The sequence below is a fragment of the Sphingomicrobium arenosum genome, from assembly GCF_026157085.1.
Taxonomy (GTDB): domain Bacteria; phylum Pseudomonadota; class Alphaproteobacteria; order Sphingomonadales; family Sphingomonadaceae; genus Sphingomicrobium; species Sphingomicrobium arenosum.
On sequence record NZ_JANPVN010000001.1, the window covers coordinates 493,710 to 507,812 of the forward strand.

Annotated in this window: 12 protein-coding genes; 8 read left to right on the plus strand and 4 right to left on the minus strand. The window is 65.3% G+C overall.

Annotated elements, in window-relative coordinates; genetic code table 11:
- Positions 1-410 precede the first annotated feature (410 nt).
- Positions 411-2,708 (minus strand): EAL domain-containing protein, encoded by a 2,298-nt coding sequence (locus tag NUW51_RS02275; RefSeq protein ID WP_265562360.1) that lies wholly within the window; start codon positions 2,706-2,708, stop codon positions 411-413.
- A 204-nt stretch (positions 2,709-2,912) separates the two neighbouring features.
- Between NUW51_RS02275 and NUW51_RS02280 the strand changes: the two genes are divergently transcribed.
- From NUW51_RS02280 to NUW51_RS02295, 4 genes are all read left to right on the plus strand, one after another.
- On the plus strand, positions 2,913-3,197 hold the full coding sequence (locus NUW51_RS02280; RefSeq protein WP_265562362.1) for a proton-translocating transhydrogenase family protein: 285 nt from the start codon (positions 2,913-2,915) through the stop codon (positions 3,195-3,197).
- Entirely contained in the window at positions 3,197-4,657 is a 1,461-nt protein-coding gene (locus tag NUW51_RS02285) for an NAD(P)(+) transhydrogenase (Re/Si-specific) subunit beta (RefSeq protein ID WP_265562364.1), read from the plus strand. The genes NUW51_RS02280 and NUW51_RS02285 overlap by 1 nt, the downstream gene beginning before the upstream one ends.
- Before the next feature lie 207 nt (positions 4,658-4,864).
- Positions 4,865-5,581 (plus strand): aspartate/glutamate racemase family protein, encoded by a 717-nt coding sequence (locus NUW51_RS02290; protein ID WP_265562366.1) that lies wholly within the window; start codon positions 4,865-4,867, stop codon positions 5,579-5,581.
- Between the two features lie 60 nt (positions 5,582-5,641).
- The gene (locus tag NUW51_RS02295) at positions 5,642-6,532 is read left to right on the plus strand and encodes a glycoside hydrolase family 16 protein (RefSeq protein ID WP_265562368.1); all 891 of its coding nucleotides are present in this window, start codon (positions 5,642-5,644) and stop codon (positions 6,530-6,532) included.
- Here NUW51_RS02295 and NUW51_RS02300 read toward each other — a convergent pair.
- The gene (locus NUW51_RS02300; RefSeq protein ID WP_265562371.1) at positions 6,514-7,599 is read right to left on the minus strand and encodes an acyltransferase family protein; all 1,086 of its coding nucleotides are present in this window, start codon (positions 7,597-7,599) and stop codon (positions 6,514-6,516) included. The genes NUW51_RS02295 and NUW51_RS02300 overlap by 19 nt on opposite strands.
- Positions 7,600-7,859: 260 nt before the next feature.
- Between NUW51_RS02300 and uvrC the strand changes: the two genes are divergently transcribed.
- Genes uvrC through apaG form a run of 3 tightly spaced genes read left to right on the plus strand, consistent with a single transcriptional unit; the run spans position 7,860 to position 10,973 of the window.
- A complete protein-coding gene (uvrC, locus tag NUW51_RS02305; protein ID WP_265562373.1) occupies positions 7,860-9,797 on the plus strand; it encodes an excinuclease ABC subunit UvrC in 1,938 nt (645 codons plus the stop codon).
- Between the two features lie 9 nt (positions 9,798-9,806).
- Positions 9,807-10,544 carry a DNA repair protein RecO gene (gene recO / locus NUW51_RS02310; RefSeq protein ID WP_265562375.1) on the plus strand — a complete coding sequence of 246 codons (738 nt, stop codon included), beginning with the start codon at positions 9,807-9,809 and terminating at the stop codon, positions 10,542-10,544.
- Between the two features lie 9 nt (positions 10,545-10,553).
- Positions 10,554-10,973: a Co2+/Mg2+ efflux protein ApaG gene (apaG, locus tag NUW51_RS02315; protein ID WP_265562377.1), complete on the plus strand. Its 420-nt coding sequence runs from the start codon at positions 10,554-10,556 to the stop codon at positions 10,971-10,973.
- A gap of 6 nt (positions 10,974-10,979) precedes the next feature.
- Here the strand turns inward: apaG and NUW51_RS02320 are convergent, their stop codons facing one another.
- Positions 10,980-12,284 carry a UDP-glucose dehydrogenase family protein gene (locus NUW51_RS02320; protein WP_265562379.1) on the minus strand — a complete coding sequence of 435 codons (1,305 nt, stop codon included), beginning with the start codon at positions 12,282-12,284 and terminating at the stop codon, positions 10,980-10,982.
- A gap of 135 nt (positions 12,285-12,419) precedes the next feature.
- Here NUW51_RS02320 and NUW51_RS02325 point away from each other — a divergent pair, with 135 nt between their 5' ends.
- Positions 12,420-13,154 carry a metallophosphoesterase family protein gene (locus NUW51_RS02325; RefSeq protein ID WP_265562381.1) on the plus strand — a complete coding sequence of 245 codons (735 nt, stop codon included), beginning with the start codon at positions 12,420-12,422 and terminating at the stop codon, positions 13,152-13,154.
- On the opposite strand, the gene surE is transcribed toward NUW51_RS02325, so the two are convergent.
- Positions 13,151-13,915 (minus strand): 5'/3'-nucleotidase SurE, encoded by a 765-nt coding sequence (gene surE / locus NUW51_RS02330; RefSeq protein WP_265562383.1) that lies wholly within the window; start codon positions 13,913-13,915, stop codon positions 13,151-13,153. The genes NUW51_RS02325 and surE overlap by 4 nt on opposite strands.
- Positions 13,916-14,103: the final 188 nt, after the last annotated feature.

A 14,103-nucleotide genomic window follows, 5' to 3' on the forward strand; every position in this document is an offset into this window, starting at 1 on the left:
AGCGCTGGATTTAGCCAGCCTGGCTGCCGCTTCCGCTGCCGCCACCGACGAGTTCTTTCCAGAAATCCCAGATGACCCAACCGCGGGTCGGTTTCTTGTTCTTGGCCATGTTTCATCCCCTTCAGAATCAGGCACGCCGAGCCGCGCACAGACCCGCCTATTAACCTTAATGGAAAAGGTTAGCAAGTTATTTACCATAACCGAGGGGATGTTCGCGAACGCGCAAATAAAAGGAGGTGCCATCGCTCCAGTTACTTGCCGAAGGTGTCGGACGGTCGATGAGGGCAGGAAGGTCGTCGGGATCGTGCGACGCCGCCAAGCAGTCGACGGGCGTTCATCGCGTCATTGCGCCTCGAGGCGAGACGGCTGTCAGGCGTCGAAAGGAAGGGGCGGGGACCCGCGCCAGCCGATCAGGCGACGCGGCGCTTCTTCTCGCGCTCGAGGCGGCGGCGCATTTCCTCGAGCGTCATCGGGCGGCCGATGGCAAAACCCTGCGCCAGGTCGCAGTCGAGCATGGCGAGCTGTTCGAGCACCTGTCGGTCCTCGACCCCTTCGGCGACCACCTTGCGGTCGAGCGAATGGGCCAGCGCGATGGTCGATTGCACCATGATGAGGTCGGAGCGATTGTCGCGCATCGACTTGACGAAGCTCTGGTCGATCTTGAGCTCGCTGGCCGGCACCTTCTTGAGATAGTCGAGCGTCGACAGACCCGTGCCATAATCGTCGATCGAGATATGCACGCCGATGGCGCGCAGCTGGCCGAGCAGTTCGATATCGGCGCCCGACCCCGCCAGCGCGGCGGTTTCGGTCAGCTCCAGCGTCAGCGCCTCGGCGGGCAAGTCGTGGCGGTCGAGCATCGACAGCACCGCGCCGACGAGGCGGTGATTGGTCAGCATTCGCGCCGACAGGTTGACCGCGATCGAGAAATCGGGGTCGGTCTTGCGCAATTGCACCAGCGCCTTGCCCGCCTCGTCGAGGACGAAGTGGGTGAGGTTGGTGATGCGATCGTTATTCTCTGCCGCGGCGATGAACTCGACCGGGCTGATCGGCCCCTTCTCGGGGTGGGTCCAGCGCGCCAGCGCCTCGGCCGCGACGATGCGCTTGCTCTTCAGGTCCTGCTTGGGCTGGAGCGCGATCCACACCTCGCCCTTCTCGATCGCCTCGTCGAGTTGGCTGAGGAGCGAGAGCTTCCACGGCGTATCCTGGAGGCGCGCGGGATCATGGTATTTCCACTTGATCGCTTCGTTCTCCGCCTCGTCGGCGGCCACCAGTGCCGAGCCGAGGCGGCTGGCGATGCTGCGGCCCGAACCCATTTCGACGCCGAAGCTGATGGCGATGTCATAGGGCTGTTGGGCGATGCGCACCGGGGTACGGAACAGCGCATGAAGCGCCTCGAGATGGTGCGAGATGGCGATGTCGCCATCGACGAACCAGGCGAAGATGCCTTCATCGCCCTGGTAGAGCTTGAACCCCTGGTGCCGCCCCAGCGCGAGGCGCGCGACAATCTGTTCGACGAGGCGCTTTTCGCCCTCGGCGTTCAGCGTCGAGGCGATCTCGGCATAATTGTGGACCTTGGCGGCGATCAGGGGCCGTGTCTTGCCGTTGCGCTCGGCGCGCAGCGCGGCGAGGTTGGGCAGGTCGGTGAGGTTGTTCACGAACCCGCGCGCCTTGTAGAAGCGATAGATCAGCACCCACCCCGCGACGAGCAGCGCCATCATGCCCGGCACGATGTCGAACATCATGCCATGCGTTTCAAAGGCGAAGGCGAGCGCGGGCAGGGCGATGACGCCGGTCGCCAAGGCAGCGAAGCGATAGCGGGCGCGCGCGCTGAAACAGGCGATCCCCAGCAGGATCGCGGCGAGCAGCAACCCGGGGATCCAGCCGAGATCGACCGTCACGCCGCGCAGCAACGTCTCGCCGCCCATGGCATGGACGAACACGCCACCGCGGCGTCCTTCGCCCGGAATGAAGACCTGATCGCCCAGTTCGAGCGGCGTGACGCCGACGATCAGCTTCTTGCCGCGCACGGCCTCGTCCTCGACGCGGCCCTCGATCAGGTCGATCGCGCTGATGATCGGAATGGTGCCGAGGCGGATCGAATAATCGATCGGGAAGGTCGTCTCGGGGCTACCCTCTACCCCCGCGAGACTGGCCGAGAAGGTCGGGAAGGTCTGTCCCTCGATGCGGGTCGCGAAATTCATGTCCCAGACGGCGGTCTGGAAATTGAAGTGCGAATTAACCGAGGCGAGCCGGGCGGCGCGCTGGAATTGCGAATGGGGCAAGCGCAGATTGTCGTTGACCGTGTCGCGTTCGGAGGCGGCATTGGCGGCGATGACGACATTGTCGTGCCGCGCCAGCGCATCGCGCAGCGCCTTGTCTTCGGCAGCATTGCTGCGGCCTGCGAAGATGAGATCGAAATAGATTTCATCGGCGCCGCGCGCATTGGCCTCCTCGATCAGCTTGGCATGCGCCGAGCGCGGCCAGGGCATGGCGCCGAGATCCTCGATCCCCTTGCGGTCGATGGCGACGACGACGATGTCGCCGCTCGCCGCGGTGGGGTGGAGGTTGTTGCGCAGCGTGCGCGCGAGGTCCTCGAGCGGCTGGCCGAGACTGATCAACCCGAAGACGAGGCCGAGCAGGAGGGTCCAGCCGAACAGCTTGGGGGCTGCGGCTCGTCCCTGTCTTGCGCTCCTGATCGCGCCCTTCATCCTGCGGCTCCCCTGACGGTTACCGCCTCATAACGCACGAAAGGTTATCAAATCGGAAACCTTGCTCCGGTTAACAGTCCGGAACGGAGGAAATGACGGGATCGGGACGGGCGCGATACGGTCGCTCAGGCCTGCGCGCGACACGCCCCTCGACAGCGCGGGCTGCGCTTGCCATGGTCGCTGCCAACCACAAGGGGGAGGGCCATGGACTTCATTTCCATCCTGTCGATTTTCGTGCTCGCCTGTTTCGTCGGCTATTATGTCGTCTGGTCGGTGACGCCCGCCCTCCACACGCCGTTGATGGCAGTGACCAACGCGATTTCGAGCGTCATTATCGTCGGCGCGCTGATCGCCGCCGCAGCTTCGGGCAATGCCGTGGCCAAGTGGCTCGGCCTCATCGGCGTCGTGCTCGCCTCGATCAACATCTTCGGCGGCTTCGCCGTGACCCAGCGCATGCTGGCGATGTATAAGAAGAAGGAGCGCAAGTGATGGAGCTCCTGCTCGCTGCCGCCACCGGCACCACCCCCGACTGGGCGCGCATCGCCTATCTCGTCGCGGGCGTCTGTTTCATCCTCGCCCTGCGCGGCCTGTCCTCCCCGGAAAGCAGCCGCAAGGGCAACATGTACGGCATGGCCGGCATGGGCATTGCGGTCGTCACCACGCTGGTCACGCACGAGATCGCCAGCCTGCCCGAGATCCTCGGCGCCATCCTCATCGGCGCGGTCATCGGGCTCGTGACGGCGCGGCGTATCGCTATGACCGCCATGCCGCAGCTCGTTGCCGCCTTCCACAGCCTCGTCGGCCTCGCCGCCGTGCTGGTCGCGGCCGCGGCCTATTCGAACCCCGGCGCCTTCGGCCTGCTCGTCGAGATTGCCAGCGGGCCCGAACCGCGCTTCATGCTCGACCCCGTCGCGCGGGTCGAGATGGCGCTGGGTGCGGCGATCGGCGCGATCACCTTCTCGGGCTCGGTCATCGCCTTTGCCAAGTTGAACGGCGACATGAGCGGCACGCCCATCATCCTGCCCGCTCGCCACGTCATCAACTTCGGCATCCTCGGCGGCATCATCGCGCTGACCGCCTGGTTCGCGATGCAGGGCGCGGCAATGCCGGGCTGGATCTTCCCGACCATCGTCATCCTCGCCTTCATCGTCGGCTTCCTCCTGATCATCCCGATCGGCGGCGCGGACATGCCGGTCGTCGTCTCCATGCTCAACAGCTATTCGGGATGGGCGGCCGCCGCGATGGGCTTCACGCTCGGCAACAGCGCGATGATCATCACCGGCGCGCTGGTCGGCTCCTCGGGCGCGATCCTCAGCTACATCATGTGCCGCGCCATGAACCGCAGCTTCATTTCCGTCATCGCGGGCGGTTTCGGGCAGGACTCGTCGGGCGGCGGCGACAAGGGCCCCGCGATCGACCGCCCCTACAAATCGGGCAGCGCGGAGGACGCCGCCTTCCTCCTGTCCCAGGCCGACAAGGTCATCATCGTGCCGGGCTATGGCATGGCGGTGGCGCAGGCCCAGCACGTCCTTCGCGAGATGAGCGACATGCTGAAAGAGAAGGGCGTCGAGGTGAAATATGCCATCCACCCCGTCGCGGGGCGCATGCCGGGGCATATGAACGTGCTGCTGGCCGAGGCCAACGTGCCCTATGACGAGGTGTTCGAGCTCGACGACATCAATTCGGAATTCGCGCAGGCCGACGTCGCTTTCGTGATCGGCGCCAACGATGTCACCAACCCGGCTGCCAAGACCGACAAGACGTCGCCCATCTACGGGATGCCGGTGCTCGACGTCGAAAAGGCGCGCACCACGCTCTTCATCAAGCGCTCGATGGGCGGTGCGGGCTATGCCGGCGTGGAGAATGAACTGTTCTTCAAGGACAATACCATGATGCTCCTCTCGGACGCCAAGAAGATGGTCGAGGAAATCGTGAAAAACCTCGACTAGTCCGGGGGGCTGATCCTTTCACGATTGGGAAGAACATCGATTGAGCAGCAACGGCTCGTCGCTCCATGGGCTCGCCCTGCCGACATGGTAAAAAATGTCTTGCCGGAATCGGGTGGCCTCGTGAATAAAGGTTTTTCGATCAAGAGCTTACTGGGTTAAAGCCCCCAGCCGGTGCCCCGGCTGTCGGGGCCGTGGGAGGGCGCCATCTTGCGCAAATTGGGGATCATCGGCGGCACGAGCTGGAACTCGACCGCGCTCTACTATCGCTACATCAACGAAGGGGTGGCCCGCGCACTGGGCGGCATGCATAGTGCGCGCCTGCTCATCGAGAGTGTCGACCTCGCACCCTATGCCGCGCTCCAGCGTGCCGGGCGGCTCGAGGAAGCGCAGGCGATGATCGTGGCGGCGGGCCAAAATCTCGCCGCGGGCGGGGCCGAGGCCATCCTCATCGCCTCGAACACTACCAACCGCTACGCCCCCGCGGTCGAGGCCGCCACCGGCCTCCCGCTCCTCCACATCGCCGACCCGACCATCGCGCGGCTGAAAGCCGAGGGCCGCAAACGCATTGCCCTGTTCGGTACGCGCTATGTGATGACCGAGGATTTCGCCCGGACCCGCTACGAGGCCGCCGGGCTCGAGGTGATGCAGCTGCGGCCCGACTGGATCGACGAGATCGACCGCATCATCTTCGATGAACTCGTGCTCGGCCGCGCCAGCCGCACCAGCGAGCGCACCTTCCGCACGATGATCACCGAGCTCGACAAGCAGAAGGCCGATGCCATCGTCCTGGGCTGCACCGAATTGTGCCTCGCCATCCGCGCGCGCGCCAACGTGCTGCCGGTCTACGACACCACGGCGATCCACGCCGAGGCGGCGGTGGACTGGTTGCTCGAGGACCGACGCACCGACAGCGCGGCGGCCTAGCCAGCGTCGCGAAAATTGGGCATGAGGGCTCCTGTGAACGTTCACAGGAGTAGGAGCCCCATGACCCAGACCCTTGCCCGCTTCAGCATCGCCGCCGCCAGCCTCGCGCTCGCCGCCTGCGACACGACCGCCACCGACATGGCGCCTGCCACCGGCAGCGACGCCTCCGCCGCGCTATTGTTCGAGGACGGCTTCGATGCCGGCACGCTCGACCGCGCGAAGTGGAACGTCGAGGGCCCCGACTTCTGGGTCAATGACGAGCTCCAGGTCTATGTCGACGAACCCGGCGTCATTTCCTTCCGCGACGGCGTCGAGGGCGCCGACGGCGGCGTCCTTGTCCTGAAACCCGAATATCGCGACGGCGCCGAAGACAGTGATCGCCGCAAGGCCGACTTCGTCTCGGGCCGGATCAACTCCAAGGGCCATTTCGACTTCGCTTACGGCCGTGCCGAAGCGCGCATCCGCATGACCGACCATGTCGGCGTCTGGCCCGCCTGGTGGCTGCTCGGCAATGGCCGCTGGCCCGACACGGGCGAAATCGACATCCTCGAATATGTCGGCGACAAGAGCTGGATCGGCGTTGCCGTTCACGGCCCGGGCTATTCGGGCGAGGATGCTCCGGTAAAACGCTATTATTTCGAGGATGGCGAGGATGTCACCGACTGGCAGGTCTATGCCGTCGAATGGGAGCCTACCGAGATCCGCTTCTATGTCGACGATGCGCTCTATTGGACCGTGACCAAGACCGAGATCGAGAAAATGGGCCGCTGGTCCTACGACAATCCCAAATATCTCATCCTCAACTTCGCGGTGGGCGGCGTCTATCCGTGGAAGGTCAACGAGATCACCGAGCCCTATTACGGCCTGCCGCAATCGACCGTCGATGCGATCAAGCGCGGCGAACCCGAGATGCTGGTCGACTGGGTCCGGGTCTACGCGCCCGCCGGATAGGCGGGTACCGCGCGTCCGCCGGCACGGTCGAGCGGCTGCGCGATCCAGCGGGCCGCGAGCGCTTTCCACAGCGCTTGCGGCCGCTGCTCGACGAGGCGGTTGACCGCATAGGCCAGCGCGATCATCGCGGCGATGACCAGCGGGGTCATCCAGAAGCGATTGTCGGGCGTCTGCCACGTCTTGAAGATCATGTAGCCGATCTGCGCATGGAGCAGGTAGAGCGGGTAGGTGAGGGCGCCGAGCCGCTGCGTCGTCGCGCTGCCGCGAATATCCGCCGAACGCATCGCGACGAACAGCGCCAGCCCCGCCGCCACCACCGCGACCGCCCCCCATTGGTCGTGGAGCATGTCGTCGCGCTGCTGGATCCCGGCACGGTGATAGAGGTCGAAGAGCGCGGCGGCGCTGGCCAGCGCGAAGCCGCCCGCGGCGAGCCGGTCGTTGGGGTTCCTGTACAACAGCGAGAGCGCCATGCCGGCGACGAAATAGGCCCCATGGGTGCCGAAGATGGGAAGCGAGATGCGCGCCACCGCTGCCATGCCGGTGATAACGAGCCCGGCCAGCACCAGCCGGTGCGGCCGCTCGATCCAGCCCAGCATGATGGTCGCGAAGATGAGGATGTAGAAGAAGATCTCGATCTCCAGCGTCCAATAGACGAGGTCCATCGGCGCTTCGCCAAACGCCTCGGGAAAGAAGCTGATGTTGGCAAGCCAGCGCGCGGGCGTCACCGGGGCGTGGCTCAGCATCATTGCGGTCAGCGCGGTCAGCGACATGCAGGCGATGAAGGCGGGCCACAGCCGGACGATGCGCGAGGCGGCGAACCCGCCCGGCGTGCGGTGCATCGCGCTCGCGAAGATGACGAAGCCCGAGATGACGAAGAAGAAATCGACCCCGAGGTAGCCATAGTCGCTGATCCGCGACAGCACGGGGATATGCTCCACGCCGACGCCCGCCGTGTTGCGATCGATCGCATGGGTGAAATAATGGTACATCACCACCGCCATCGCGCAGGCGAAACGCGCGAGGTCGAGCCAGGCATGGCGGGGGGCGGCGGGCCGCGTGACAGTCATGCGCGCGTGTGATCCTTCCTCGAAGAGCAGGATGACCCTAGCGCGAACAGGGTTAACAAAGCGTCAGGTTGGGGTGGCTGGCCGCTCATATCGGGCTGGCACAATAGGATTTGGCCTGATCTACTGCGACGATGATCGCTCCCGCGCATCGCTGTCTCGTGACGACCGAAGTTCCACGAAGTGGACAAAGTGGACACTGTTCGGAATTCATCCAACAGCGCGGCTCGCAATCTACCCCTCACGAGCCTATCTGTTGAGCCGTGAGCAAGGCCGACCGACCCGATAGTCCCGACGCGAAGACCCGTTTCGACGAGAAGGCGGCGACCAAGACGGTCAAGGGTGCGGGCCAGCCCGACATCGAGGCGGGTGTCGCGGCGATCCGCAATGTCGTGAAGACGCTGCCGGTCCGTCCCGGCGTCTATCGCATGCTCGATGCACGCGGCGACGTCCTTTATGTCGGCAAGGCGAGGGCGCTCAAGAACCGCGTGACCAACTACACGCAGGTCGCGCGGCTGACCAAGCGGCTCCAGCGGATGGTGGCGCAGACGCGCTCGATGACCATCGTCACGACCCGGACAGAGGCAGAGGCGCTGCTATTGGAAGCGCAGCTCATCAAACGCTTCCGCCCGCCCTACAACGTGCTGCTGCGCGACGACAAAAGCTTCCCCTTCATCCTGCTGCGCGAGGATCACGATTTCCCGCAGGTGCGGCTGCATCGCGGCGCGCGACGGACCAAGGGGCAATATTATGGCCCCTTCGCCAGCGCGGGATCGGTGCGCAATACGCTCAATGCGTTGCAGAAGCTGTTCCTGCTGCGAAGCTGTTCGGACGGCTTCATGCGCGGGCGCGACCGGCCCTGCCTGCTCTATCAGATCAAGCGCTGCTCGGCGCCCTGCGTGGGGCGGATCAGCGAGGCCGACTATGCCGAGCTGGTCGAGGATGCGAAGCTGTTCCTCGCTGGCAAGTCGACGGGGGTGCAGAAGAAACTCGGCGTCGCCATGGCCGAGGCGGCGGAGAAGCAGGATTACGAGCTTGCCGCCATCTATCGCGATCGCTTGCGCGCGCTGACCTATATCCAGGGATCGCAGACGGTTCATGCCGAGGGGCTGGGCGATGCCGACGTCTTCGCGCTGGCCGAGAAGGCGGGGAGCATCTGCGTCCAGGCCTTCTTCATTCGCGGCGGGCAGAATTGGGGGCATCGCAGCTTCTTCCCGACCCATGTGGAGGGGTTGAGCGAGGAAGAGGTGCTCTCCGACTTCCTGATGCAATTTTACGAGGAAGTGCCGCCGCCCAAGACTATCCTCATCGACCGCGATCTGGAGGAAGCCGCGCTGATGGCCGAGGCGCTGGGCGAGCGGGCCGAGCGCAAGGTTGCGCTGTCCAAGCCGCAGCGCGGCCCGCGCCGCAAGCTGATGGAGCAGGCGCAGCGCAATGCGGTAGAGGCGCTCGAGCGGCGTATGGCCGAGACGACGACGCAGGCAAAGCTGCTGCGCGAACTGGCCGAGACCTTCGAATTGCCCGAGCCGCCGCAGCGGATCGAGGTCTATGACAACAGCCACATCATGGGGACCAATGCGGTCGGCGCGATGATTGTCGCGGGCCCCGAGGGCTTCAGGAAGAACAATTATCGCAAGTTCAACATCAAGTCGGACATCACCCCCGGGGACGATTTCGGCATGATGAAGGAGGTGCTCACCCGCCGCTTCGCGCGGCTGGCGAAAGAGGACCCCGACCGCGAGAAGGGCGATTGGCCCGACCTCTTGCTGATCGACGGCGGCAAGGGGCAATTGTCGGCGGTCATGGAAATCATGGAGGAAGCGGGCGTCGAGGACGTGCCGGTGGTCGGCGTCGCCAAGGGGCCCGATCGCAATGCCGGGCGCGAGGTTTTCCACCTGCCGGGCGGGCGCGAGATCACCTTTGCCCCCAATGCCCCCTTGCTCTTCTATCTCCAGCGGCTGCGCGACGAGGCGCATCGCTTCGCCATCGGCTCGCACCGCCAAAAGCGCGCCAAGTCTTTTACCGGCTCGACGCTCGACGAGGTGCCGGGCATCGGCCCGACCCGCAAGCGCGCGCTGCTGATGCATTTCGGCACGGCCAAGGCGGTGAAGTCGGCGGCACTCGACGATCTCGAGCGGGCGCCGGGCATCAGCTCGGCGATGGCGCGGCAGATCTACGATTATTTTCATCCGCGTGGCTGAGCCCCGCCCATGAGGATGCGGCTCGACGCCATCCTGCTGGCGGTGCGCAACCATGGCGAGCGCGGCGCGGTGGTGCGGCTCCTGTCGGCCGAAGATGGGCTGGTCGCGGCCTATGCGCGCGGCGCGCATGGGCGGCGGATGGGGCCGGTATTGCTGCCCGGCAATCTCGTCGCCGCCGAACTCAGCGCACGCACCGACAGTGAACTGCCGCAGGCGAGCGTGGAACTGCGCGTCTCGCGCGGCGGGCTTTATGGCGAGCCGCTGCCTGCCGCCGCAATCGAATGGCTTTGCGCGCTTACCGCCACCGCGCTGCCCGAGCGGCAACCCTATCCCGCGCTTCATGGTGCGCTCGATGCCGTGCTCGAGGCCATTGCCAGCGCGGGGAGCGCACGCGACTGGGCGGGGGCGCTGGTGCGCTATGAACTGCTGCTGCTCGCCGAGCTCGGTTACGGCCTCGACCTCACGGCCTGCGCGGTGACGGGGAGCAACGACCATCTCGTCGCGGTCAGCCCGCGGACGGGGCGCGCGGTCAGTGCGGCGATCGCGCAGGAACATGCGGGCAAGCTGCTACCCCTCCCCGCTTTCCTGATCGACGGCGGGCGCGGCGACTGGGAGGCATTGTTCGACGGGCTGGCGCTGTCCGAGCATTTCCTCACGCGCGACTTGCTCAACGATCGCGCCGCCGACGTGCTGGAGGCGAGGGCGCGCCTCGTTTCGCGCTTGCGCCGGGCGGCGGGCCTCGCCTAGCGTGAGCGCATGACCGATTTGCCGACCAGCGGGATGCTCGAAGCCCTCTTCCCCTATGCGGCCAGCACGGGGACGATGACCGTGCGCGTCTCGGTCAATTATATGCCCGAACAATCCTCGCCCGCCGACAAGCGCTGGTTCTGGGCCTATCATGTGCGGATCGAGAATCACGGCGACACGCCGGTCCAGCTCATCAGCCGCCACTGGATCATCGAGGATGGCGACCAGGTCGTCGCCGAGGTGAAAGGCGATGGCGTGGTCGGCGACATGCCTGTCATCGCGCCGGGGGCGAGCCATGATTATGTCTCGGGCTGCCCGCTCGATACGCCGACCGGCACCATGCAGGGCAGCTACCAGATGATCGATGCCGACGGGCAGGGCTTCGAGGTGGCGATACCGCTGTTCGACCTCGAAGCCCCGCGCGCCTGAGCGCGCCTAGCGCCCGATGGGCGTGTAGGAGAATCCGGCGCGCTCGGCCTCGGCGCGGCCGTAGATGTTGCGAAGATCGACGAGCACGTTGCCGTTCATCGCCTTCAGCGCCGCCTCGAGGTCGAGGCCGCGGAACTCGTCCCATTCGGTGACGATGACGAGCGCATCGGCCCCCTGAATCGCGTCATTCTCGTTTTGCGCCCAGTGCAGACCGTCGGGCATGTGCGGCTTGGCCATTTCCATGCCGACCGGATCGAAGACGCGGACCTTGGCGCCCTTGTCGGCAAGCATGTTGACGAGCGGGATCGACGGCGCGTCGCGCATGTCGTCGGTGTTGGGCTTGAAGGTGAGGCCGAGGATCGCGACGGTCTTGCCGTCGACCGAGCCGCCGAGCGCCTTTTCGACGCGGCCGGCCATGCCGTTCTTGCGGTCGTCGTTTACCTTCACCACCGCGCTGACGATCTGGTTTTCCACTTTCGCATCTTCGGCGATCTTGAGCAGCGCCAGCGTGTCCTTGGGGAAGCAGCTGCCGCCATAGCCGGGGCCGGCGTGGAGGAATTTGGGACCGATGCGATTGTCGAGCCCGATGCCGCGGGCCACGTCCTGGACGTCGGCGCCGACCGCTTCGCACAGGTCGGCCATCTCGTTGATGAAGCTGATCTTGGTCGCGAGGAAGGCGTTGGCGGCATATTTGGTCAGCTCGGCCGTGCGGCGCGAGGTGAAGAGCATGGGTGCCTTGTTGAGGAACAGCGGGCGGTAGACCTCGCGCAGCACTTCGCGAGCGCTGTCGTCATTGGCGCCGATGAGGATGCGGTCGGGATGCTTGAAGTCGGCGATGGCCGCGCCTTCGCGCAGGAATTCGGGGTTGGAGGCCACGGTGCAGCCCTCGGGCGCGCCATTGTCCTTGAGGATCTTCTCGATCTCATCGCCCGTGCCGACGGGAACGGTGGACTTGGTGACGACGACGACCGGATGGTCGAGCGCCTCGGCCAGTTCCTTCACGGCAGCATAGACATAAGTTAGGTCGGCATGGCCGTCGCCGCGGCGCGACGGGGTGCCGACCGCGATGAACACGGCGTCGGCATCGGGCAGCGCGGGAGCGAGCTCGGTCGTGAAGGTGAGGCGACCCTTCTTCACGTTGGATTCGACGAGGCTGTCGAGGCCCGGTTCCCAGATCGGCATCTCGTTACGCTCGAGCATCTCGATCTTCCTGGGGTCCTTGTCGACACAGGTCACGTGATGACCAAAATCGGCGAAACAGGCTCCGGAAACGAGACCGACATAGCCGGTACCGATGACGACGATTTTCACGAAAATTCTCCTTGAGTGGGGGCTCGACCCGTGGGCGCCCGCATAGGCGTTCGGTCGCGAAACGGCAAGTCGCCGCAAAGGGTTTCGAAGACGTTAACCGTTGCGTCGGCGTAAGGGGACCGGCATCATCGCCCCATGGGCCGCCTGTCGCGTTTTTCGAACAAAGCCACGTCGCCGCCGCCGCTGAAGGCGGGGAGACGGGTCTATGCCATCGGCGATGTGCATGGCTGCCGCGACGCGCTCGACCGGCTGCTCGACATGATCGCGGACGACCTCGACGGGCATGCGGGCAAGTCGAGCCTCGTCTTCCTCGGCGACTATATCGACCGGGGCCCCGACAGCGCGGGCGTTGTCGAGCGGCTGGTCGGCGGCGACTTGCCGGGCACCAATCAGCATTTCCTGCTCGGCAATCACGAGGCGGCGATGCTCGATGCCGCCGAGGGCAAGGCGCTCGGCTGGCTTGCTTATGGCGGCATCCAGACGATGGAAAGCTATGAGGTGACCAAGAAGGAGCTGTTCAAGGTCCCCTCGGTCAAGAAGCTGATCGCCGAGCATGTTCCCGACGCGCATCTCGACTTCTTCCGCTCGCTGAAGACCCATAAGAAGATCGGCGATTATCTGTTCGTCCATGCGGGCATTCGCCCCGGCGTGCCGATCGAGAAGCAGAAGAAGCGCGACCTCGTGTGGATCCGCGAGGACTTCCTCGGCTCGAAGGTCGATCATGGAGTGATGGTCGTCCATGGCCATACGGTCAGCGCCAAGCCGCAGAAGAAGAAAAACCGGATCGGCGTGGATACCGGCTGTTATGCCAGCGGACGGCTGACTGCAGTGCGGCTCGAGGGCAGCGCGGTGGACTTCCTGTCGACCTAGTCGAAGCGCCGCGCGAGATTGTCGAGCTGGTCGTGGCGGGTGAGATCGAGATCGAGCGGGGTCACGGCGACAAAGCCGTCCGCCACGACCTCGAGATCGGTACGGTGGCCGGGCGTCTCCACCGTCTCGCCGGTACCGAACCAATAATAGCGAAAGCCGCGCGGATCGGTCCGCTCGACGATGTTGAGCCGCGAATAGTCGCGAAAGCCCTGCGCGCATACCTTGACGCCGCGCACGTCGGACGCCTCCACCGGCGGGAAATTGACGTTGACGAGGCTGCGCGGCGGCATGGGCGCGTCGAGGAGGCGGGCGATGACATCGGGGCCATGCGCCTCGGCGGCGTCGAAACGGACCCCGTCGCTGGTGCCCGGCGCCATGCTGCACTGGCTGAGCGCGATGGCCGGGACCCCGGCAAGCGCGCCCTCCATCGCCGCCGAGACGGTGCCCGAATAGGTCACGTCCTCACCGAGGTTGGCGCCGCGGTTGATGCCCGACAGGATGAGGTCGGGGCGCGCCTCTTTCATCAGCTGCCCGAGCGCGAGCATGACCGCGTCGGTCGGCGTGCCGGTGACCGAAAAGCGCCGCTCGCCATGCTTGCGGATGCGCAAGGGACGGGTGAGGGTAAGGCTGTGCCCGGCGCCCGACTGCTCCTCGGCCGGGGCGACGACCCAAAGTTCGTCGGCCAAGGGCGCGGCGAGTCGTTCGAGCAGCTCGAGCCCGGGGGCGTGGATGCCGTCATCGTTGGTGAGAAGTATTCGCATGCCACCTTGTCGGAAGTGTCAGGGGGGCTGGCAAGCGCAAATCCTTCTATTCGCCTGTCTTTTTGCTGTGTCGGATGTGCAACAGATCGGCAACAAGCCGCGCCTATGAGGCTGCCGAGCGATGTCAGCGCTTGTTAATTAAGGCTGGTTTATGTACATGGCCCTCGGGGCTGAGGCATTCCATCTAA